20 protein-coding genes are annotated in these 22253 nt (G+C 47.6%); 3 read left to right on the top strand and 17 right to left on the bottom strand.

The window, feature by feature from the left end:
* The first annotated feature begins 101 nt into the window (after window positions 1-101).
* Window positions 102-485 carry an SMU1112c/YaeR family gloxylase I-like metalloprotein gene (gene gloA2 / locus ACVC9U_RS21615; RefSeq protein ID WP_145651637.1) on the top strand — a complete coding sequence of 128 codons (384 nt, stop codon included), beginning with the start codon at window positions 102-104 and terminating at the stop codon, window positions 483-485.
* 135 nt (window positions 486-620) lie between these two features.
* Window positions 621-1181 (top strand): chromosome-anchoring protein RacA, encoded by a 561-nt coding sequence (gene racA / locus ACVC9U_RS21610; RefSeq protein WP_145651635.1) that lies wholly within the window; start codon window positions 621-623, stop codon window positions 1179-1181.
* A gap of 51 nt (window positions 1182-1232) precedes the next feature.
* Here racA and ACVC9U_RS21605 read toward each other — a convergent pair whose 3' ends face one another.
* The 10 genes from ACVC9U_RS21605 to ACVC9U_RS21560 form a co-directional block, all read right to left on the bottom strand.
* Entirely contained in the window at window positions 1233-2189 is a 957-nt protein-coding gene (locus ACVC9U_RS21605) for an AEC family transporter (protein ID WP_145651633.1), read from the bottom strand.
* Window positions 2190-2368: 179 nt separating this feature from the next.
* Window positions 2369-4072 (bottom strand): oxaloacetate-decarboxylating malate dehydrogenase, encoded by a 1704-nt coding sequence (gene malS, locus ACVC9U_RS21600; RefSeq protein WP_441391503.1) that lies wholly within the window; start codon window positions 4070-4072, stop codon window positions 2369-2371.
* Window positions 4073-4408: 336 nt separating this feature from the next.
* Window positions 4409-4993 carry a thymidine kinase gene (locus tag ACVC9U_RS21595; protein ID WP_009329781.1) on the bottom strand — a complete coding sequence of 195 codons (585 nt, stop codon included), beginning with the start codon at window positions 4991-4993 and terminating at the stop codon, window positions 4409-4411.
* Window positions 4994-5071: 78 nt separating this feature from the next.
* Window positions 5072-5272, bottom strand: a complete 201-nt coding sequence (rpmE, locus tag ACVC9U_RS21590; protein ID WP_003186051.1) for a 50S ribosomal protein L31 — start codon at window positions 5270-5272, stop codon at window positions 5072-5074.
* A 127-nt stretch (window positions 5273-5399) separates the two neighbouring features.
* Complete coding sequence (rho, locus tag ACVC9U_RS21585; protein ID WP_003186053.1) at window positions 5400-6683, bottom strand: transcription termination factor Rho; 1284 nt, start codon at window positions 6681-6683, stop codon at window positions 5400-5402.
* 456 nt (window positions 6684-7139) lie between these two features.
* Complete coding sequence (gene glpX, locus ACVC9U_RS21580; RefSeq protein ID WP_020453285.1) at window positions 7140-8105, bottom strand: class II fructose-bisphosphatase; 966 nt, start codon at window positions 8103-8105, stop codon at window positions 7140-7142.
* A 66-nt stretch (window positions 8106-8171) separates the two neighbouring features.
* Window positions 8172-9461 (bottom strand): UDP-N-acetylglucosamine 1-carboxyvinyltransferase, encoded by a 1290-nt coding sequence (locus ACVC9U_RS21575; RefSeq protein WP_020453286.1) that lies wholly within the window; start codon window positions 9459-9461, stop codon window positions 8172-8174.
* A 257-nt stretch (window positions 9462-9718) separates the two neighbouring features.
* Complete coding sequence (fsa, locus tag ACVC9U_RS21570) at window positions 9719-10354, bottom strand: fructose-6-phosphate aldolase (RefSeq protein ID WP_020453287.1); 636 nt, start codon at window positions 10352-10354, stop codon at window positions 9719-9721.
* 229 nt (window positions 10355-10583) lie between these two features.
* Complete coding sequence (locus tag ACVC9U_RS21565; RefSeq protein WP_020453288.1) at window positions 10584-11441, bottom strand: class II fructose-bisphosphate aldolase; 858 nt, start codon at window positions 11439-11441, stop codon at window positions 10584-10586.
* Between the two features lie 202 nt (window positions 11442-11643).
* Window positions 11644-12021, bottom strand: coding sequence for a response regulator (locus ACVC9U_RS21560; protein WP_441391658.1), 378 nt, complete (start codon window positions 12019-12021; stop codon window positions 11644-11646).
* A 173-nt stretch (window positions 12022-12194) separates the two neighbouring features.
* On the opposite strand from ACVC9U_RS21560, the gene ACVC9U_RS21555 reads away from it, so the two are divergent.
* A complete protein-coding gene (locus ACVC9U_RS21555; protein WP_020453290.1) occupies window positions 12195-12725 on the top strand; it encodes a DUF2529 domain-containing protein in 531 nt (176 codons plus the stop codon).
* Between the two features lie 134 nt (window positions 12726-12859).
* Here ACVC9U_RS21555 and ACVC9U_RS21550 read toward each other — a convergent pair whose 3' ends face one another.
* The 7 genes from ACVC9U_RS21550 to ACVC9U_RS21520 form a co-directional block, all read right to left on the bottom strand.
* The gene (locus tag ACVC9U_RS21550; protein WP_020453291.1) at window positions 12860-14467 is read right to left on the bottom strand and encodes a CTP synthase; all 1608 of its coding nucleotides are present in this window, start codon (window positions 14465-14467) and stop codon (window positions 12860-12862) included.
* Between the two features lie 256 nt (window positions 14468-14723).
* A complete protein-coding gene (rpoE, locus tag ACVC9U_RS21545; protein ID WP_020453292.1) occupies window positions 14724-15239 on the bottom strand; it encodes a DNA-directed RNA polymerase subunit delta in 516 nt (171 codons plus the stop codon).
* Window positions 15240-15541: 302 nt separating this feature from the next.
* Window positions 15542-16681 (bottom strand): acyl-CoA dehydrogenase, encoded by a 1140-nt coding sequence (locus ACVC9U_RS21540; RefSeq protein WP_075751570.1) that lies wholly within the window; start codon window positions 16679-16681, stop codon window positions 15542-15544.
* Window positions 16682-16693: 12 nt separating this feature from the next.
* On the bottom strand, window positions 16694-17824 hold the full coding sequence (locus ACVC9U_RS21535; protein ID WP_441391502.1) for an acyl-CoA dehydrogenase family protein: 1131 nt from the start codon (window positions 17822-17824) through the stop codon (window positions 16694-16696).
* A 12-nt stretch (window positions 17825-17836) separates the two neighbouring features.
* Window positions 17837-18700, bottom strand: a complete 864-nt coding sequence (locus ACVC9U_RS21530; protein WP_075751572.1) for a 3-hydroxybutyryl-CoA dehydrogenase — start codon at window positions 18698-18700, stop codon at window positions 17837-17839.
* Between the two features lie 15 nt (window positions 18701-18715).
* Window positions 18716-19894 carry an acetyl-CoA C-acetyltransferase gene (locus tag ACVC9U_RS21525; RefSeq protein ID WP_441391501.1) on the bottom strand — a complete coding sequence of 393 codons (1179 nt, stop codon included), beginning with the start codon at window positions 19892-19894 and terminating at the stop codon, window positions 18716-18718.
* Window positions 19895-19991: 97 nt separating this feature from the next.
* Complete coding sequence (locus ACVC9U_RS21520) at window positions 19992-22106, bottom strand: (Fe-S)-binding protein (RefSeq protein ID WP_441391500.1); 2115 nt, start codon at window positions 22104-22106, stop codon at window positions 19992-19994.
* Between the last annotated feature and the right edge of the window lie 147 nt (window positions 22107-22253).

Below are 22253 nucleotides of genomic sequence, written 5' to 3'. Positions count from 1 at the left end.
AATTATAGTACAGGGACTCCTCCCCGTCAAAACAACTTCGCCGTTATCAGCAGCTGCCGCGTCTTTTTGCTATACTTTTAAGAAAAAAGGAGCTTAACTCAATGCTGGAATCGATTCATCACATCGCCATCATATGCTCGGATTATGAAGCATCCAAAACATTCTATGTCGACAAGCTCGGACTTGAGATTCTGAGCGAAACGTACAGAAAGGACCGGGATTCATATAAACTGGATCTCTCATTAAACGGCCGCTATGTCATCGAGCTGTTTTCTTTTCCAGATCCGCCTGAGCGCCTTACCAGACCAGAAGCTGCCGGACTCCGCCATTTGGCTTTCACAGTGCCCGATCTTGATCAGACCGTCAAGGAGCTCAAGCAAAAAGGCATCACTGCTGAACCGATCCGCACCGATCCCGGAACAGGCAAGCGCTATACGTTCTTCTCCGACCCGGACAGCCTGCCTTTAGAGCTTTACGAGGCATAGCAACGCCTTCGCCATCTGTGGAAAAAACGCTTTCTTTGCCGAATCCCTTCTTCTTTTGTCTAACAGGAAGGAAGCTTTTCATTCAGGTCGAATACCCTTTTTAATGAACAGTTACAGGTTAAAAGGAGGTATCATATGAATACTGCTGATGCGGCAAATGAACTCGGGGTATCAACCAAAACGGTGCAGCGCTGGGTCAAGCAGCTGCAACTGCCCGCTTCCCGAAATGAGCTTGGCCACTACTTTTTCACGAAAGACGATATCGCCATTTTAAAAGAAGTAAAAGAACAGTTAAAAAACGGTACGCCTATGCAGGATGTCACGGTCACTCGCCCGAAAAAAACCTTCTTCATCAAGAAAAACGAAATGATTCAAACGGAAGAGCCTGCACCGCAATTGAATGAGCGGCTCGAAGAAAGGCTGCAGCGTTTTTTAGAGCATGAACAGCTTGAACGCGAGCTCCTCCAAAAGAAAATCGCCGAGCTGGAAAGAAAGCTTGAACAAAAAGCGGACGATGTCGTCTCCTATCAGCTTCTGCAGCAAAGGCGCGAACTGGAAGAAGAACGGCAGCAGATCAAACATCTTGAACAGAAAATCAGTGAATTGGAAAGCATGAACCGCCAGGAAAAAGATACAGCCGGCAGAAGAGAAGAAAAAAAACCGAAAAGCAAATTGAAATCGATCTTCTCTTTTTAAAGCGCAAAAAAGCTTGCAAGGCCATAAAACGGCTTCTTGCAAGCTTTTTCCTTATGCTGTAATGGCAATCAATATCGGCAGTGAAATAATCGACAGCACCGCACTGATCACAAACGCGGATGCCGTTTCTGCTTCCTGGCTTTCAAAGTTTGTAGCAATCATAGCCGCCACGGCAGAACCAGGGAATGCCACAAGCAGAACCGCTTTTGTCATGTCAGCGGAAGAAAGGCCGACGACCATCGCGATCACAAACATTAAAGCAGGCTGAGCAGCGACTTTTAATAAAGCGATGCTCAAAGCAGGCATGCTGAATTTGATTTTACGGATTCCGACAGTCACCCCGACTGCGAAAAGGGCGATACCTGAAGTCGTATTTCCGAGCATATCAAGCATTTTCTGCGGCAATTCAGGAATTTGCAGACCGAATAATACAAGAATGATACTTGCAAGCGGTGCAAAAGCGAGCGGTTCAGACAAACCGTGTAAAATTGATTTTCCTGTTACCTTCCAAATGTTGTCTGTCGTTTCCGTTTGTTTTTTAGAAGAACGGCCGACAGTTCCGACGATGATCGCAAGAGGATCAAGCATCGCATTCACGACAATTCCCGTAATCGCGATCGGAATCGCAACTTCCTGCATACCGAACAGGCTGCCCAATACCGGAATTCCCATAAAAGCAAATGTCGGCTGAGCTGAGTTCAATGAGAACATTGAAGCATCTGTTAAATCGTATTTAAACAAAAATCGTAAAAGAAGCAAAATAATAACGTAAAATCCAACGATACCGACTACCAATGAAATCATCAGCGGAATCTGGCTGTAAAACTTATCTTTTGGCGTTGACAAAATGCTTGATACAAAGTGGGCCGGAAGCGCGTATTTCGTAACGAGCGTGCTTACCCCTTTTGCAGATTTAGCATCATAGCTTCCAAAGTGACCCGCGAACCATCCCAGCGCAATAACAAAAAATATTGGCGCAAGGAGGATTAAAATATTTAAAAAGTCCAAGACTGGTTCCTCCTCTATGTTGTCCCTTTCAGGGGACGAATTAACGGCGGCTGATAAACGCGGGAAGCCCTGTTACCAGCCGCCGATCCCGTTTTTTCATCTATGATTGGTGCAGCCCGGTGACAAAACATCCGAACCCGGGCTGCCGTTTCTTTTTATCGTTTCCTCAGTATTGAATATTAGTCGCGTTTTGCAACAATTGTTTGATATTCCGGACGCCACATGGCTTCGCGAACCGCCTTTTCGACATCTTCAGGCTGAACTTGGGCCACGCCGTCTTTAATGGCAGCTTTCACAACATCGATTGCCACTTGAACAGATACGTCTTGCAGGTCGTCAATTTTCGGCAGAAGGCCTGCACCCGGTTTTTCATGGTCAACCATGTTCGCGACCGCGTTTGCAGATGCGGCAAACATGCCGTTTGTGATGACTTTCGCTTTCGAAACGATTGTTCCCAGGCCTAATCCAGGGAAGACGAAAGCATTATTGGATTGTCCGATTTCGTGTTTCACGCCATTGTACTCAACAGCTTCAAACGGGCTTCCCGTCGCCACAAGCGCTTTTCCGTCCGTCCATTTGAACAAGTCTTCAGGAACAGCTTCAGCCAGATGTGTCGGATTGGACATCGGCAGAATCACCGGACGCTCGGTATGAGCCGCCATCTCTTTGATAATTTCTTCAGTGAAGGCGCCGGCGACACCTGATGTACCAATCAGAATGGTAGGCTTCACTTGACGGATGACTTCCTCAAAGGAAATCTCTCCCTTTTCATTGCGTTTCCATTCTTTCACTTCTTCCGTATCGCGCAAATACGGTTCTTGGAAATCCAAAATTTGATCCATGCCTGTCATTAATAATCCTCTGTAGTCGACTGTCCAGAATGCGCGGCTGGCTTCTTCTTCTGAAAGCCCTTCAAGCACCATGGTGTCGCGGATTTGGTCAGCAATTCCGATACCCGCAGAACCAGGTCCGAAGATGACGACGCGGTGGTCTTTCAAAGACGTGCCGGTCTTTTTGACAGCTGCTAAAATGGCTGCCAGCGTGATGGCACCTGTTCCTTGGATATCATCATTAAATGTAGAAATTTTATGGTTATATTTACTCATAATGTTGCGGGCGTTTTTATTTCCGAAATCTTCCCAGTGAAGAAGCGCATTAGGGAAAAACTTCAATGCTGTTTCGACATAAGCGTCGATAAATTGTTCGTAACGCTCGCCTTCTACACGCGGATGACGGTTTCCGATATAAAGCGGATCGTTTAGCAGTTTTTCATTATTCGTTCCGACATCCAGTACGACCGGGATGACGCGGCTCGGATCGATTCCCGCTGCCGCCGTATATACTGCAAGCTTACCAATTGCAATGTTGATGCCTCCGACGCCCCAGTCGCCGATGCCCAAGATGCTTTCGGAATCGGTCGCAACGATCAAATCGATGTCATCGGCAGACGCCTGCAGGTTTTTAAATGCCGTTTCGATTCCGTCTATATCATCGATTGACAAGTAAACACCGTGCGGTCTGCGGTATTCGTGGCTGTATTCCTGAATCGCTTCACCGACAGTTGGCGTATAGACAACCGGAAGCATTTCACGCAGATGGTTTTGCAATAATTTATAGAAAAGCACTTCGTTTCTGTTTTGCAGATCGTTCAAATATACGTTTTGACGAAGTTTGTCAGGTTGACGGGAAAATTGTTCATAAGCCCGTTCCGCCTGCTGATCAAGACTGAGAACAGTCGGCGGCAGAAGCCCTTCAAGACCAAGGTTCTTTCTTTCTTCAAGCGAAAATGCAACACCTTTATTAAGCGTCGGAATGGAAAGAACGTCTTTTCCCCGCAAAGAAGTCTCCAAATATCCTTCCTTCGTTCTTCTCATGTTGTTCACACTAATTACCTTCTTTCTTAAAATATTAATGAAGTGAAATAAATACGGTAAACAATATAGAACATTTGCCTTTTTACACATGTAGATTGTCAAATATGTAACGCGCGTTTTTGACAAAAAACTGAACATTTCCTAAAACCTATTTACTTTTTACTGACTACAGTAAGTCATTTTATGCCTGCTTTTGTCAAAATTCAAGCGATGAAAATTAGTTAATTTTTTCGTATTCTTAATTAAGTTTTTTAATTACATTAATTCCTATAAAAAGAATTGAATAAAAAAAACACTTGTTTTTCCCAAGTGTTTTTGTGTCAAAATCTATGTGTTTTTCCGGTTTTATTTCGGCTTTCCGGGCACTTCATGATGGTGTCGGCAGCGCGCTTCATATGCTTCGGAGGCCCCCACCAAAATGACTGGATCATCATAAGAAGCAGGTTTTCCATTGATCAGCCTCTGCGTACGGCTGGCCGGAGAACCGCAGACAGAGCACACCGCTTGCAGCTTTGTCACCGTTTCCGCTAATGCCATAAGATCAGGCACAACACCGAAAGGCTCGCCCCGGAAGTCTAAATCAAGGCCTGCTGCGATCACACGGTAGCCCTGATCAGCCAGAGAAGTTAACGTGCCGACAATCGTTTCATCAAAAAACTGCACTTCGTCGACGCCGATGACATCCGTTTCTTTGCTTATGTATTGAAAAATTTCTTCCGGAGATGCGATGGCATGGCACACAATGGATGTCCCATTATGCGACACAACCGATTCGCTGCTGTAGCGATTATCAATGGCCGGTTTAAACACTTTGACTTCCTGCTTCGCAAACGTTGCCCTTTTGATCCGGCGGATGAGTTCCTCTGACTTGCCCGAAAACATGCTTCCGCATATGAGTTCAAGCCAGCCGCTTTGCTTCATGATGTACATCCAACTAACTCCTCTCCAGCGATTATTGCAAGTAAAAAAACAGGCAAGAAAAATCCTGCCTGTTTATCATATCTATTATTACTTAAGACCGTATTTTTTGTTAAAGCGATCAACACGACCATCAGCAGAAGCGAATTTTTGGCGGCCAGTGTAGAACGGATGGCATTCAGAACAAATCTCAACGCGTACCTCTTCTTTTACTGAACCTGTTTCAAATTCGTTTCCACAAGCGCATTTGACTGTTGCTTTTTTGAACTCAGGATGAATTCCTGCTTTCATGTCTGTCATCTCCTTCCGCCCTGAATCCAATTCGGAAACAGAGTTATTATTCCGGGACAAAACCTCCGGAACGCACATGATAGAATTATAACAGCGATTCGGACGTTTTGCAAACTAAAGTTTTAAATCAGCGTCTTGCAGCCGACATATTCGCTTGCTTCCATTCCTGGATCAGAATATCGAAAAACTCCTGATTCGTTTTCGTCTTTTTCATTTTTCTCATGAATTTTTCGACGAAATCAGGCGTGTCAGACATCGTTTTCCGGATAGACCACAGACGGTCAAGGTGCTCTTTCGGAACGAGAAGCTCTTCTTTACGCGTACCCGAACGGCGAATATCAATGGCAGGAAAGATTCTTCTTTCCGCAAGAGAACGGTCAAGATGAAGCTCCATGTTCCCTGTCCCTTTAAATTCTTCATAGATGACGTCATCCATCCGCGAGCCCGTGTCGACAAGGGCGGTCGCCAAGATCGTTAAACTGCCGCCCTCTTCAATGTTGCGGGCTGCTCCAAAGAAACGCTTTGGACGGTGGAAAGCGCCGGGATCGATTCCCCCTGACAACGTTCGGCCGCTCGGCGGAATGACTAGGTTATAAGCGCGGGCAAGCCTTGTAATGCTGTCCATTAAAATGATGACGTCCTTTTTATGTTCGACAAGCCTCATCGCACGTTCCAATACAAGCTCGGCCACCTTGATGTGGTTTTCAGGAACTTCGTCAAACGTGGAGCTGACGACGTCTCCTGCAACCGAACGTTCGATATCGGTCACTTCCTCAGGCCTTTCATCGATAAGAAGCACGATCAGCTCCGCCTCCGGATGGTTGGTTGTGATGCTGTTCGCGATCTCTTTCAAAAGCATGGTTTTACCTGCTTTAGGCGGAGCGACGATCAGACCGCGCTGTCCAAAGCCGACCGGCGCCATCATGTCCATGATCCGTGTTGACAGGTGATTCGGTTTCGTTTCAAGCACCATCTGGCGGTCTGGATAAAGCGGCGTTAACGCTGGAAAGTGCACGCGTTCTTTTGCCGATTCAGGATCGTCGCCGTTAACCGCTTCAACATGCAGAAGGCCGTAATACCGTTCGTTTTCTTTTGGAGGACGGACCTTTCCGGACACTTTGTCACCGTTTCTCAAATCAAAACGGCGGATTTGCGAAGCGGAAATATAGATATCCTCTGAACTAGGGGAATAATTGATCGGTCTGAGAAAGCCGAACCCTTCAGACTGGATGATTTCCAATACGCCTTCCATGAACAGCAGATCTTCCTGTTCGGCGTTTGCTTTCAGAATGGCAAAAATCAGTTCCTTTTTTGTCAGTTTGCTGTAATAAGAGACTTTATAATGCCTTGCAAGCTCATACAGCTCTTTTAATTTCATATTTTCCAAAGATGAAATGGATACATCTTTCACTAAGAACACCACTCTTTTCTAATCGAATAATTTACTTTGTCTCATCAATTTCACGAAAGACGCTTGATTATACTGCCGATTCGTTTACCGGCAACGCTTCTACCCATATATATCGACGTATTGAAAAGGATTATAAGTATGAGTCGAGAAAGAAGCGAGGACTTAACAAGAGAAGATAATCGCATATCTGATAGATGCGGCAGGATTTTGGCTCTCTAAGAACCAACATGTGCAGAAAATTTCGCAGCACTCTTTAGTTTTACCTCATTTGTCGTACATATTCAACTTCATTTACGATTTGACATGAAATTGATAGAGATGACCCTGTTTTGAAAATGCCTTGACATGAAGAAGAAAAGCCGTTAGCTATTGTATCAGAGTATGAACCTTGATTCAATTCGTGAAGTGAAATACAAGGGAAAAGCGGGTCGTCTATATCCCCGCTTTTTCTTTTTCTTATGGCCGGATGACTAGGTTAGGTTTTTTCTTGAGACTGTGTCTTCCGTCCACAAACCGCACCGTACCGGATTTCGCTCTCATGACTATACTGTGGGTCGTTCCGACAGATCCTTTGAATTGCACGCCTTTCAAGAGCTCTCCGTCTGTGACACCGGTTGCGGCGAAAATCGCGTCGTCTCCTTTGACGAGGTCTTCCATGCGGAGCACTTTGCCCGTATCAAGCCCCATCTTTTCACAGCGTCTCAGTTCTTCTTCGTTTTGAGGAAGAAGCTTTCCGTGAATTTCTCCTCCGAGAGCTTTGAGTGCGACAGCAGACAGGACGCCTTCCGGAGCGCCTCCTGAGCCGAATAAAATATCGACGCCTGTATGATCAAAAGCGGTGTTAATGGCACCAGCCACGTCCCCGTCATTGATCAGCTTGATTCGGGCGCCCGCTTCGCGAAGCTCATGGATGATTTCCTCGTGCCGCGGACGGTTCAAAATCGTGGCTACGACATCTTCTACATCTTTATTTTTTGCTTTTGCCACAGCTTTCAAGTTATCAATCACAGGCGCTTCAATATCGATGCAGCCGACAGCTTCAGGACCTACAGCGATTTTATCCATATACATGTCAGGCGCATTCAGCAGGTTTCCGTGATCAGCCACAGCAATGACTGCGAGCGCGTTCCATCCGCCGCTTGCGACGATGTTCGTCCCTTCGAGAGGATCTACTGCTACGTCTACGCGAGGGCCGTAGCCGTTGCCGAGCTTTTCTCCAATATAAAGCATCGGTGCTTCGTCCATTTCCCCTTCTCCGATTACGACCGTTCCCTTCATAGGAATGGTGTCAAACACATCCCTCATGGCGCTTGTCGCGGCGTCGTCGGCCTCGTCCTTTTTACCTCTACCCATCCAGCGCGCTGACTTAAGCGCAGCCGCTTCTGTCACACGCACCAGTTCCATCGATAAGCTTCTTTCCATTCCTATCTAATCTCCTCTCCCCCATATGAAATCGTTTTATGTTTGATCTATCACAGCATTTGTCCATCAGGAATTTTGCAGCTGTTCAATTTCCTGGTCTGTCAATTTTTCGCGCCAGACAGTGGCCCCGAGCTTTGCCAGCTTTTCTTCAAGCTGGCTGTAGCCTCTGTCAAGGTGCTCCAAACCGGTGATTTCCGTGACTCCTTCCGCCATTAGACCCGCAACAACGAGACACGCTCCCGCCCGCAGATCGCTCGCTTTCACCTTGGCGCCCTGCAGAGGAACGGGACCGGTAATAATCGCCGATCTGCCTTCGACCTTCATCGACGCGCCCATGCGCCTCAGCTCGTCGATATGTTTGAAGCGGGCGGAATAAATGGTGTCAGTGACGACACTCGTCCCGTTTGCCTTCGTTAAGAGCGATGTCATCGGCTGCTGCAGATCGGTCGGAAAACCGGGGTATACGAGCGTTTTCAAATCGACGGGTTTCAGCTCTTTCTGCCCGCCGACCATTAAAATCTGCTCGCTGCTTTCTTCGATTCGAACCCCCATTTCGCGGAGCTTGGCGATTAACGATTCCAAATGCGTCGGAATCACATTATCAATCAGCACTTCTTGTCCCATGGAAGCAGCTGCGATCATGAAAGTGCCGGCTTCGATCCGGTCCGGAATAATCGAGTGTCTGCACCCGTGAAGCGACTCAACGCCTTCGATGCGGATGACATCCGTACCGGCACCTTTTATTTTTGCTCCCATGCTCGTTAAAAGGGTGGCAACATCGATAATCTCAGGTTCTTTCGCAGCATTTTCAATTACGGTTTTGCCTTTGGCAAGCACGGCGGCAAGCATGATGTTGATCGTTGCTCCAACACTGACGACATCAAGATAAATGCGCGCGCCTTTTAATTCCTCCGCACGCAGATAGATCGCACCCTGTTCGTTCGTCACTTCGGCTCCGAGCGCCTCAAAACCTTTGATATGCTGATCAATCGGTCTCGGACCGAGGTGGCAGCCGCCTGGAAGGCCGATGACCGCTTTCTTAAAGCGTCCGAGCATCGCGCCCATTAAGTAATAAGAAGCCCGAAGCTGTTTCACTTTTCCATTCGGCAAAGGCATGCTGATCATCGGCGCAGGATCAACGACCATTTCTCCCTTTTCAAAGTGAACGTTTCCGCCGATCTCTCTCAGCAGATCGCGCAGCGTCAAAATGTCTGAAATATGGGGAAGGCCTTCAAGCGTAACCGTCGAATCAGCCAAAATCGTCGCGGGTATGAGAGCGACAGCGCTGTTTTTCGCTCCGCTTATATGTACTGTGCCATTGAGAGGATCGCCGCCGGCTATATTTAACTTTTCCATGATCGTCTCCTTCCTTAAAGAAGATAGCTAATGGAGCGCTTCATAATGAGATTTCCTTCAGACTCAAAATAAATGGTTCATTTCAAAATCTATCCAATTAAAAGAGAAAGAATACAACACATTTTAAATTTATCGGGAAGAAAAGCAGCGAAGCAGACTGCGGCAAGGTTCTCTTCTGCAAAACATTCATTTCTCTTTGTAAGACAAAATGGTGACAAACGGAGGGAGCCCCTCCACTTGCCACCCACATGAAGCAATTATTTATTCCAGTCAGCTAAAAACTGTTCAATCCCTTTATCAGTCAGCGGGTGCTTTGTAAGCTGATGAATGACTTTGAGAGGCATCGTGCCGATATGCGCTCCCCTTAGCGCGGCTTCAGTCACATGCTGAGCATGGCGGATGGACGCGGCGATGATTTGCGTGTCCAAACCGTGCACATCGAAAATTTGTTTAATTTCACTGATCAAATCGAGGCCGTTGTGGCCGATATCGTCAAGGCGTCCCAGGAACGGGGAAACATACGTAGCTCCTGCTCTTGCGGCAAGAAGCGCCTGGTTTGCGCTGAAGATCAGCGTGACGTTCGTTTTAATCCCGAGATCGGTTAATGCTTTAACAGCTTTCAGGCCGTCAGACGTCATCGGAATTTTCACCGTAATATTCGGCGCGATTTTTGCAAGCTCTTTTCCTTCTTCAATCATCTCTTCAGCCTTCAGAGAAATAACCTCGGCGCTGACTGACCCAGAAACCACTTCGGTAATTTCACGCAGACGGTCATGAAACGAAATGTTTTCTTTTGCTACTAAACTAGGATTTGTCGTAACTCCCGCAAGCACACCGAGAGCGTGCGCCTCTTTAATTTCGTCTAAATTTGCAGTATCAATAAAAAACAGCATATTGATAAAACCTCCTGTCATGAAAATGTCTGAACTGTGGAACATGTTTGCGCTTTCCGGATGATATGGATAAAACCGCCTGTCGCTATCAGGCGGCTTTTTTGACTGAACGGGAAGCAAAAGAGCCTCATGCCGTCAAAGGCATGTGTTAACAGCACTTCCCTAAAACATCAGAAAAACATCCTGTTTCCCCGGCTTTGCGGGAAAACAGATGCTTTTCCAATCGTCATTATGCTTTGTTTGAAGAACCAAATTCACGCATTTTGCCGATCACTGTTTCTTTGATAGCTTCGCGTGCAGGTCCGAGGTATTTGCGCGGATCATACTCTTCAGGCTTCGCAGCAAGCGTTTCGCGAACAGCTTTCGCAGAAGCGATTTGGTTTTCAGTGTTGACGTTGATTTTTGCCGTACCTAAAGAAATAGCTTTCTTGATGTCGGCAGTCGGGATGCCTGTACCGCCGTGAAGTACGAGCGGAAGACCAGTTGTGTTTCCGATTTCTTCCATTTCTTTGAATCCAAGGTTTGGTTCGCCTTTGTAAGGGCCGTGAACAGAACCTAATGCAGGTGCAAGGCAGTCGATTCCTGTGCGCTCAACAAGTTCTTGGCACTCTTTAGGGTCCGCGTAGATGACGCCTTCTGCAATGACGTCGTCTTCCTGTCCGCCTACAGTTCCAAGCTCAGCTTCAACTGATACGCCGTGGAAATGAGCAAGCTCAACAACTTTTGAAGTCGTCGCAACGTTCTCCTCGAAAGGATGGTGGGAAGCGTCGATCATAACGGAAGTGAATCCCGCATGAATCGCTTTTGCACAAGATTCAAAGCTTGAGCCGTGGTCTAAATGAATCGCAACAGGTACTGTTACGTTGTATTCTTCCATCAGCGCTTTAACCATTGCCACAACGGTTTTAAATCCGCCCATATAGCGTCCTGCACCTTCTGATACACCGAGGATAACAGGAGATTTCTCTTCTTCAGCGGCTTGTAAAATCGCTTGAGTGAACTCAAGGTTATTTAAGTTAAATTGTCCGACAGCATATCCGTTTTCTTTTGCTTTATTCAACATTTCCGTCATTGATACTAAAGGCATGTCGAAAGTCCTCCTTATGTAGCCTGATTTGCTTTTGCGAAAAAAGCCTCCACACCTACCTAGCATGACCAGAAAAATCCGCCATATGTAAAATGTTTTGGTTTTTTAAAAACGTTAGATAGCTTTTCTCTACTTATATAGAATAACAATTAATCAACAAATCGGCAACATTGTGACTGTGACAACATCAAAAACTTTTCCGCTATCCGTTGGACTTTATGGGCAGATAGGTTTTAACGGCATCGCGAATTTCGTCGATGTCAAAAAGCTTCGCAAAGTGCGTCAGGGCTCCGAGCTCCTTCGATTCCTGGATCATGTCGAGCTCTCCGTAGGCCGTCATAATGATGACGCGGATCCCCTCGTCAATGACCTTCATCCTTTTCAAAATTTCAATTCCGTCCATGCCGGGGATTTTCATATCGAGCAAAACGAGGTCGGGGCGCTGGTTTTTCACAATGTCAAGCGCTTGAATCCCGTTCGCAGCCTGGAAGGTTTTGTATCCTTCTTTATTGAAAACTTCATTCAGCAGAACCCGAATCCCGTACTGGTCGTCTACGATTAAAATCTTCTCATTCATGATTTACACCTCTATATTTATAATTTTCGCCAAAATTAAGCAGTAGTTTATCTATTCTGTTTTGTTTTTCTCTTTTCCTTTAATTAAAATATTTAAGTTTGCGACATATTTAGAGGATTTTTCCCATTATTCTCTTTTGTTATATAATGATAGTCAGTAAAAAAGGAGGAGTCAGCTTGCTTAAAATTTTCACCACTCAATTGACGGGAATCTTCAACCGGATTCAAGAGGGCGAGGCCCAATCGATAGAGGACGGCGCCCGCTTGTTGGCTCAGGCGGTCATCAGTGATCATTCGGTTTATGTATACGGAAAAAATGAATTGGAAGGCATTTTGAAAGAAGCGATGTACAGTTCTGAACCGTTCCCCTCAGTCAAAGTGCTGCCGAAGGACGAAGAAAACTGGCCCGATTTTGAAATGACGGACAAAGTGCTGATGTTCTGCGCCGGTTCAGCAGATGACGAAGAGCTGAAAATGGCGGAAAAACTATTTGAAAAAGGAATCGGACTTGTTGTCGTCTCCCCTTCGGGAAAAGACGGCGCCCCGATCGCATCATTCGCCGATGTCCATATCGATTCAAAGCTGAGAATGCCGCTTCTTCCCGATGAAGACGGAACAAGGTTCGGATTTCCGTCCCTGATGGTCAGCCTCTACATTTATCATGCCCTATCCTTTACATTAAAGGAAATTCTTCAGGAATACCAATAAAACAGGGTTGCCTAAAGGAAATTAATGACGGTGGGGCCGGCCTTAATGAATATAGTACCAGTTCGGGCCGCCATGATCACCAGAAAATTCCAAAAAAGCCTGCCGGCGTGGTTTGCCGGCAGGCTTTTTCTTTTTTACAGCTTTTCCGAAGTCTTCAGCGAAGCATGTACGAAGTCTCTGAACAGAGCCTGAGGTCTTGTCGGTCTTGACGTGAATTCAGGGTGGAACTGAGACGCGACAAACCATGGATGGTCTTTAAGCTCGATAATTTCCACAAGGCGGCCGTCAGGGCTTGTCCCGGAAAATACGAATCCGGCTTCTTCCATCTGCTGTCTGAATTCGTTGTTGAATTCATAGCGGTGGCGGTGGCGTTCATACACCACTTCATTTTCATATGCCTGATACGCTTTCGACCCTTCTTGAAGCTTGCACGGATAAAGTCCGAGGCGCAGTGTTCCGCCGAGGTCTTCAATGTCCTTTTGTTCAGGGAGAAGGTCGATAATCGGATACGGTGTGGAAGGATCGATTTCGGCTGAGTGCGCTCCTTCAAGACCGAGCACATTTCTCGCGTATTCAATCGATGCCACCTGCATTCCGAGGCAAATGCCGAAGAACGGAATCTTTTGTTCGCGGGCATATTTGACTGTCGTGATTTTCCCTTCAACACCGCGGTCTCCAAATCCGCCCGGCACAAGAATACCGTCCGCATTCTGAACAAGATCGGCAACGTTGTCTTCCGTCACTTCTTCCGCATTGATCCATTTAACCTGAATGTCTGCGTCAAACGCATAACCTGCATGGCGAAGCGATTCCACAACTGAAATGTAAGCATCCGGGAGCTCGACGTATTTACCAACCAAAGCGATTGTCACCGTCTTGGACAGACTTTTCACCTTTTTGACGAGTTCTTTCCATTCTTCCATATCGGCTTCTCTGCAATCTAACTTCAAGTGGCTGCAGACCAAGCTGTCCAGCCCTTGTTTTTGCAGGTCGAGAGGAATGGAGTAGAGCGTATCCGCATCGCCGGCCTCGATGACGGCTTTAGGATCGATGTCACAGAACAGCGCGATTTTATCTTTCATGTCCTGAGAAATCGGCATTTCTGTTCTCACGACGATGACATTTGGCTGGATGCCGAGGCTGCGCAGTTCTTTTACGCTGTGCTGAGTCGGCTTTGTTTTCATTTCTCCCGCCGCTTTAAGATATGGAACTAGCGTACAGTGGATGTACATCACATTGTCGCGGCCGACATCGCTCTTGATCTGGCGGATCGCTTCAAGAAACGGCAGCGATTCGATATCACCGACGGTTCCGCCGATTTCGGTGATCACGACATCAGCGCCCGTTTCTTTTCCGGCGCGGAATACGCGGTCTTTAATTTCATTTGTGATATGAGGTATAACCTGTACGGTACCGCCTAAATAATCGCCTCTGCGCTCTTTTTTCAGCACCGTGGAATAGATTTTTCCTGTTGTCACGTTGCTGTATTTATTTAAATTGATGTCGATGAAGCGCTCATAGTGGCCGAGGTCAAGATCCGTTTCCGCACCGTCGTCGGTTACGAACACTTCACCGTGCTGATACGGGCTCATCGTCCCCGGGTCTACGTTGATATACGGGTCAAATTTTTGAATGGTGACATTCAAACCTCTGTTCTTCAGCAGGCGGCCGAGCGAAGACGCCGTAATTCCTTTTCCAAGCGAGGATACAACTCCTCCGGTTACAAAGATATATTTTGTCATTTCTGTACCCCTCTCTTCGATTAACGCTTATTCCTTAAAATGCTCTTTTTATGAAAAATCATTTAGATCTTTTCTAAATGATTTAAATGATAAGGAGGCGGAAAAACAAGAAAGCTCCCTTTCAATTTCTTGAAAGGGAGCTGATAGTCCGTATCACTCGAATCTCTTCGTTTTGAAGAGCCCAAAATACATACTACATAGTTCGCCTGTGAAAGTCAAGATCGATTTAAACATGAATTCCGTTCAGGCGGCAAAATTACTCCTCGTCTTCCTCTTCTTCAAAATCTTCATCATCATCCAGGATCTCGTCTTCAAGATCATCCAGTTCATCATCGTCGGCTTCATCGATTTCTTCGAATTCATCGGCGTCAATGTCCAAATCGTCTTCGACATCGTCAAGAAGAATATCATCCTCGTCGATTTCTTCGAATTCGTCAAGAGCAAGATCTTCTTCAACCACTTTTTTCGCTTTTTTCTTTTTCGCTTTTACAGTCGGCTGTGTTTCTTCATCAAGCTGATCATACGGATACCAGCTGCGCAGGCCCCACGTTTGGTCTGACAGCGCCAAAAAGCGTCCGTCGATATTTAAATCTGTGTAGAACTGGGCGATGCGGTCTTCCAGCTCTTCTTTCCCCATTCCAAGCAAGGAAGCCACTTGATCTGTTAGCTCCTGGAATGTAATCGGTTTTTTGTGTTCCGAAAAAATTTCGTATGCGATTTCAACTAAAGCCATTTCCTTTAGCTGTTCCTCTGAGTATTGTTTCAAACTCATCGCCAGACACTCCCTTTCTATCTTCATGTATGTATCTACTATCTCTGTCATAGAAAATAAGCATGTAATCCCTGTCTTTACGACAAACCATACCTCTCATTATAAACAAAAGAAATCACTTTATGCCACCTTTATTCCCGTTAATTCAATAATTTTTACCTGTTGCATTGGAAATCGGCGGCAAGCGGGATTGAAACATAGAACAGCCGGGAGCGTCCGGCCCCTTGAAAACGAAAAAAACTGCCTCGGCGGCCTGTCCGCCGGCAGCAGCCCAAACCGTGCCAGACGGCTGTTTTCCACCCTTATTTCATCAGCATTCTCGAAATGACGAGCTTCTGAATTTCCTGTGTTCCTTCATAGATTTGAGTGATTTTTGCATCGCGCATAAAGCGCTCGACCGGATAATCCTTTGTGTAGCCGTATCCGCCGAAGATTTGCACGGCCTCTGTCGTCACTTTCATAGCCGTATCCCCTGCGTATAGCTTCGACATGGCGGAAGCTTTTCCATAAGGCAGCCCCTCTGATTCCAGCCATGCCGCCTGGTAGGTTAAAAGCCTTGAAGCTTCAATCTCCGTTGCCATATCAGCCAGTTTAAAAGCGATGCCCTGCTGCTCGGCGATCGGCCTGCCGAATTGCTTCCGCTCTTTCGCATACACCTTCGCCGCCTCAAATGCGCCCTGGGCAATCCCGACGGCTTGAGCGGCAATTCCGTTTCTGCCTCCATCAAGCGTCTGCATTGCGATTTTAAAGCCTTCACCTTCCCCGCCAAGGCGGTTTTTTAAAGGCACGCGGCAGTCCTGAAAGATAATTTCGGTTGTCGGCGATGAACGGATGCCCAGTTTCCTTTCTTTTTTCCCGACAGAAAAACCGGGAAAATCCTTTTCAACGATAAAAGCGGTTGTGCCTTTGTGCTTCTGTTCCGGCGCAAGGTTGGCAAACACGATGTAGATGTCTGCAATTCCGCCGTTTGTGATAAAGATCTTCGTTCCGTTTAAAATATAATCATCACCATTTCTGACCGCGGTCGTTTTCATACCGCCGGCATCAGAACCTGAACCGGGCTCCGTCAATCCGTAGGCGCCTATCTTTTCACCGCGGGCCATCGGCTTTAAGTATTCCTGCTTCTGTTCTTCCGTTCCGAATGCATAAATCGGCCAGCCTGCAAGCGAAGTATGGGCTGACAAGGTAACGCCCGTTGAGGCGCAGATTTTGGAAAGCTCTTCAACCGCGATGACATAGGCGAGATAGTCGCTGCCGATCCCCCCGTATTCCTCAGGCCACGGTATTCCCGTCAGCCCCAATTCCGCCATTTTGGCAAACAGTTCCATATCAAACCGCTCTTCCTCATCCCGCTCCTTTGCAGTCGGCTCCACCTCTTGACGGGCAAAGTCGCGCACCATCTTCTGTATCATTTGGTGCTCTTCACTCAGCTTAAAGATCATTCTTTTCCCCCCTTATAAATGCTTACCGATGACGATCCGCTGGATCTCGCTTGTGCCCTCATAAATTTCACACACTTTCGCATCTCTGAAATATCGTTCAGCGTTGAAATCCTTTGTATATCCAAAATCTCCGAGCAGCTGCACGGCCTCTCCGGCGACATACATCGCCGTTTCCGAAGCGAACAGTTTGGCCATTGAAGCAGCCTTTCCCGTTTGCACGCCTTGCTGTTTCAATGAAGCGGCCTGATAGACGAGAAGCCTGGCTGCCTCTGTCCTTGCCGCCATGTCGGCCAGCTTAAAGGCAAGCCCTTGCCCGTTCTTATACAGCTCTCCGTCCGGATACCGTTTTTTTAGAAATTGGACGGCTTCAGAAAGCGCTCCTTCGGCGATGCCCAGTGCCTGCGCCGCAATGCCGATCCGCCCGGTATCCAGATTGGAAAGGGCCATTTTGAATCCTTTTCCTTCCTCCCCCAGCAGCTGCCGGGCGGGAATAACAGCGTTATCAAAATTTAAAGTGACCGTCAGCGAACCGTGAAGCCCCATTTTCTCTTCATTTTTTCCGATGAAAAAGCCCGGCGCGCCCTTCTCCACGATAAAAGCCGAAATGCCTCCCGTTCCCGCTTTCGGATCGGTTGAAGCAAAAACAAGATAAATGTCGGCGGCTCCGCCGTTTGTGATAAAAACTTTCGTTCCGTTCAGCACATAGGTATCGCCGCGCTTTTCGGCCCTTGTTTTTAGACTGCCCGCATCGGAACCGGCACTCGGTTCAGTTAAACAAAAAGCTCCCAAGTACTGCCCTGCTGCCAGCTTTTTAACATAGTGCTCTTTTTGCCACTCATTTCCGTATAAAAGAATGGGAATGGTGACTATTGACGTGTGTACAGATAGAACCGCGCCAAGAACGGCGCTTTTCTTTGACAGCTCATGGATGGTCATCATATAGGTGATAAAGTCATGACCGGCTCCGCTGTACTTAGCCGGTATCGGAATCCCCATCCAGCCGCGCTCCGCCATTTTCTTCAAAAGAGAGGTTGGAAAACGCCCTTTCTCCATTTCAGGTACAAAAGGAGCGACCTCCTGTTTAACAAATTGCCTGACAATCTTCTGCATGCGGGTCTGCTCTTCTGTAAACTGAAAATTCAAGCTCACCCCTCCTTATGTCGGCTGCTTTTCGTACGTGTAAAACCCTCTGCCCGTTTTCTTTCCGAGACGTCCTGCGCTGACATATTGTTTAAGGAGCGGACATGGCCGGTATTTATCATCGCCAAAGCCTTCATGCAGCGTCTCCATAATATACAGACACGTATCCAGACCGATCAGATCAGCGAGAGCCAGCGGGCCCATCGGATGGTTCATGCCAAGCTTCATGATGCCGTCTATGCTTTCTTTCTCGGCGACGCCTTCATAAAGCGCAAAAACCGCCTCATTAATCATCGGCATTAAAATGCGGTTGGAGATAAATCCCGGAAAATCCCGCACCTCGATCGGAACCTTGTTCATCCGCTCCGCCGCAGCCACGACGGTTTCATATGTTTCACCGCTCGTCTCAAGCCCCCTGATGACCTCGACAAGCTGCATGACCGGAACCGGGTTCATAAAATGCATGCCGATGACATTCTGAGGTTTTTTCGTGACGGAAGCGAGTTCCGTAATCGACAATGACGATGTATTTGATGCCAATATAGCTGAGTCTTCGGTCACTTCATCAAGCCGTTTGAAAATCTCTTTTTTTACATCCATTTGCTCAACAGCCGCTTCAATGATGAGAAAAGCTTCCCGCGCTTCGTCGAGTGAAGCCGAAGGAGAAAGACGCTGGTAGATTTGCTGCACGTCTCCATGTGGAAGCTTGCCTTTTTCCGCCTGTCTGACTAGCTGGCCGGAAATGCGCTTCATTCCCTTTTCAATTTGGTCAGGTGATACGTCGTGCATGTAAACATTGTATCCGGCCTGGGCAGAGACCTGGGCGATCCCGGCCCCCATCTGGCCGGCTCCGATGACCATGATCGTGTCTTTTTTCATTTAAAATCCCCCTTTTTATACCTCGATCATCACGGCGTCTCCCTGACCGCCGCCGCTGCAAATGGCAGCAATACCTGTACCGCCGCCGCGCCGTTTTAATTCGTACATAAGCGTCAAAATGATTCTTGCCCCGCTCGCGCCGATCGGATGGCCAAGCGCAATGGCGCCGCCGTTGACATTGACCTTCTCCATGTCAAGGCCCGCGATCTTTCCGCTTGCCAAAGCTACCGCGGCGAAAGCTTCATTGATTTCAAACAGTTTGATATCAGAAAGTTCAGCTCCGGTTTTGTCAAGCAGTTCTCTGATGACAAGCCCTGGGGTTTTCGGGAAGTCTTTGGCTTCGACTGCAATGGATGTATGCGCTTTAATGACGGCGGACGCCTTCACATTGAGTTCCTTTGCCCTGTCTTCATTCATCACGATAAGCGAACATGCCCCGTCATTTACACCCGGCGCGTTTCCCGCAGTAATGGTCCCGTCATGGTCAAAAACCGGAGCAAGCTGTGACAGCCTTTCCAATGACGTGTCGCGCCGCGGAGCTTCATCTTGATCGACCGTTAATTCGCCGCCTCGCTTCTGCGGTATACGAACCGGGACGATCTCTTCTCCAAGCGCGCCTGAATCCGCAGCCTGTACGGCTCGCATGTGGCTCCTGAGCGCCCACCGATCCTGCTCTTCCCTGGCAATCTCCAACTCTTTCGCAGCGGCATTTCCGTAGGAGCCCATATGAACGCCCGTAAATGAGCATGTCAGCCCGTCTGTGATCATCAAATCTTTAACCGCTCCGTCTCCCATTCTCAGCCCCCATCTCGCTTTTTGAAGCAAATAAGGGGCGTTTGACATCGATTCCATACCTCCTGCTGCAATGACCTCCGCATCACCGGCCCTGATGATCTGATCCGCCATTGTGACGCTTCTTAAACCTGAAGCGCACACTTTATTAATCGTTTCCGTTCTGACGTCCCATGGCAGTCCCGCAAAACGCGCGGCCTGTCTCGACGGCAGCTGCCCCTGTCCGCCTTGAAGAACGGAACCCATAATGACTTCATCGACATCCTCAGGATGTACACCGGAACGTTTTAATGCTTCTTTTACGGCGATTCCGCCGAGCTCCGCTGCCGTCTTTGACTGAAGCGCGCCTCCGAGTTTTCCAAAAGGCGTGCGCGCGCCGCCTGCAATAACCGATCTCGCCACCTGACATCCTCTCCCCTTATTATGATTTGTGCATCCCGAAGATAAAAGAAGGCGGAGATCCGGCTCACACCTTCTTTATTCAAAACATGAAATCCGTCTATGAAGCATGTTCTTTTTGTTCTGAGCCGAATACGGCGCGTTCAAGCAGCTCCGCCACATCGTAGGTGCCGACCTGATCCTCCATTTCCTTGGCTTTTGTTCCGTCGCCGAGCATCGTCAAACAATACGGACAGCCCGAACTGATGACAGAAGGTGATGTGCTGAGCGCCTGCTCCGTTCTGGCAACGTTAATCCTTGTGCCCGCCTCTTCCTCCATCCACATGAGACCGCCCCCCGCTCCGCAGCACATTCCGTTTTCACGGCTGCGTTCCATTTCTGCTAAACGGATGCCCGGAATGGAGCGCAGAATAGCGCGCGGCGGATCGTAAACCTCATTGTAGCGGCCCAAATAGCATGAATCATGAAAGGTGACGGTTTCGTGAACCGGAAACTCAGGTTTCAGCCTTCCTTCTTCAATAAGGGCAGCGAGCATTTCTGTATGATGATACACCTCCGCTTTCAGACCAAAATCAGGATATTCATTTTTAAAAATATTGTATGCATGCGGATCAATGGTTACAATTTTTCGAACATCATTTTTTTCAAATTCCTCAATGTTTTTTGCGGCAAGCTCCTGGAATAAAAACTCGTTGCCAAGCCGCCTCGGCGTATCGCCTGAATTTTTTTCTTTATTGCCTAAAATTGCGAACGTGACCCCGGCTTGATTGAGAAGGCGCGCGAAAGCCATGGCGATCTTTTGGCTTCTCCGGTCATACGATCCCATCGACCCGACCCAAAACAGGTATTCAAAGGACTCGCCTTTTTTCTTCATTTCCTTCACTGTCGGCACCTCAACGTCGTCTCTCATGTCACGCCAGTTTTCGCGTTCTTTTCTGTTTAATCCCCAAGGGTTGCCCTGTCTTTCAATGCTCGTCATGGCGCGCTGGGCATCTGCATCCATTTTTCCTTCTGTGAGCACGAGATAGCGGCGGAGATCGATGATCTTGTCGACGTGCTCATTCATGACAGGGCACTGATCTTCACAATTCCGGCACGTTGTGCATGCCCAAATTTCCTCTTCTGTGATGATGTCGCCGATTAAGCTCGGGTTGTAAAGTTCTGAAGCAGCCGCTTCTCTTGATCCTTCTCCCCCTGCCGCCATGGCCAGCTGGTTGCCTTTCGTATGCTGAAAGAGCGGCGCGGGAACCCAAGGCGTTTTCGATGTTACTGCTGCTCCCTTTTCTGTCAAATGGTCTCTGAGCCGCAAAATCAGATCCATCGGAGAAAGCATCTTGCCTGTTCCGGTAGCCGGGCACATATTGGTACAGCGCCCGCATTCAACGCACGCGTAAAGGTCGATCAGCTGGGATTGCCTGAATTCCTCGATCCGTCCGACGCCGAATGTTTCTTTTGTTTCATCTTCAAAATCGATTTTTTGAAGCTTTCCCGGGTTTGTCAGCCGGCTGAAAAATACGTTTGCCGGTCCGGCAATTAAGTGGGCGTGCTTTGACTGCGGCACATAGACTAAAAATGTCAGTAAGATGAGAAGATGCGCCCACCATGCCGCATAGAACACTGCCGCTGAGGCGGTTTCTCCCATGAAGCCGAGGACAAAAGCGATGCCTGATGCCATTGGTTCGTGCCATGATAATGAATGTTCATGCCAGATCATGTTCATACCGTTTCCGAGTAAAACGGTAAACATCAAGCCGCCGATCAGCATGAGTACGATCCCCGACTTAAAATTGCGCTTCAGTCTGACGAGTTTTTCAATATAGCGCCTGTGAAAGGCCCAGACCACCGCAATTAAAATCATCAGCGTGACGATTTCCTGAAAAAACGTAAACGCCGGGTAGACGCTGCCAAGCGGAAGTCCTTGATCGGGAACGAGCCCTTTCAAAATAAAATCGATCGCTCCGAACTGAACGAGAATAAAGCCGTAAAAAAACATGACGTGGATAATGCCGCTTTTTTTATCTTTAAGCAGTTTCTTTTGGCCGAACACGTTCTCCCATATCTTTTGAAGGCGCTCCTTCGTCCGCTTATCAAAATCCTCTTTTTGTCCGAGCCTGATGTAACTGATTCTCGTTCGGATCAAGTAGACAAACAGATAAACGGCGTAAGCGGTTACACCTAAAAACGCAATGAAATTCAACCACAATAAGACATTCATCAGCTGCTCCCCCTTTCATTTCCCCAACCTTAAATCCCCTTGAACTACCTTTATCTTAAATAATGAATGAGTGTTCAGTCAATATGTTTTCATAAATGCAGGAAATTAGGGGGACACTATTCTTTACACGAAAAAAGGGAGTGTCTT

The sequence above is a fragment of the Bacillus sp. GM2 genome (genome assembly GCF_056155945.1).
The sequence above is the reverse complement of the archived record's forward strand: the minus strand, read 5'-3'. Positions and strand labels throughout refer to the sequence as shown.

Excerpts from the sequence above, each read along its gene's own strand:
- ACVC9U_RS21565 (WP_020453288.1), bottom strand. The coding sequence starts at position 11,441 with ATGCCTTTAGTATCAATGACGGAAATGTTGAATAAAGCAAAAGAAAAC.
- ACVC9U_RS21595 (WP_009329781.1), bottom strand. The coding sequence starts at position 4,993 with ATGTACATCATGAAGCAAAGCGGCTGGCTTGAACTCATATGCGGAAGC.
- ACVC9U_RS21540 (WP_075751570.1), bottom strand. The coding sequence starts at position 16,681 with ATGATCTTTAAGCTGAGTGAAGAGCACCAAATGATACAGAAGATGGTG.
- racA (WP_145651635.1), top strand. The coding sequence starts at position 621 with ATGAATACTGCTGATGCGGCAAATGAACTCGGGGTATCAACCAAAACG.
- ACVC9U_RS21530 (WP_075751572.1), bottom strand. The coding sequence starts at position 18,700 with ATGAAAAAAGACACGATCATGGTCATCGGAGCCGGCCAGATGGGGGCC.
- rpmE (WP_003186051.1), bottom strand. The coding sequence starts at position 5,272 with ATGAAAGCAGGAATTCATCCTGAGTTCAAAAAAGCAACAGTCAAATGC.
- fsa (WP_020453287.1), bottom strand. The coding sequence starts at position 10,354 with ATGCTGTTTTTTATTGATACTGCAAATTTAGACGAAATTAAAGAGGCG.
- ACVC9U_RS21575 (WP_020453286.1), bottom strand. The coding sequence starts at position 9,461 with ATGGAAAAGTTAAATATAGCCGGCGGCGATCCTCTCAATGGCACAGTA.
- ACVC9U_RS21550 (WP_020453291.1), bottom strand. The coding sequence starts at position 14,467 with ATGACAAAATATATCTTTGTAACCGGAGGAGTTGTATCCTCGCTTGGA.
- glpX (WP_020453285.1), bottom strand. The coding sequence starts at position 8,105 with ATGGAAAGAAGCTTATCGATGGAACTGGTGCGTGTGACAGAAGCGGCT.
- rpoE (WP_020453292.1), bottom strand. The coding sequence starts at position 15,239 with ATGAGTTTGAAACAATACTCAGAGGAACAGCTAAAGGAAATGGCTTTA.
- gloA2 (WP_145651637.1), top strand. The coding sequence starts at position 102 with ATGCTGGAATCGATTCATCACATCGCCATCATATGCTCGGATTATGAA.
- ACVC9U_RS21520 (WP_441391500.1), bottom strand. The coding sequence starts at position 22,106 with ATGAATGTCTTATTGTGGTTGAATTTCATTGCGTTTTTAGGTGTAACC.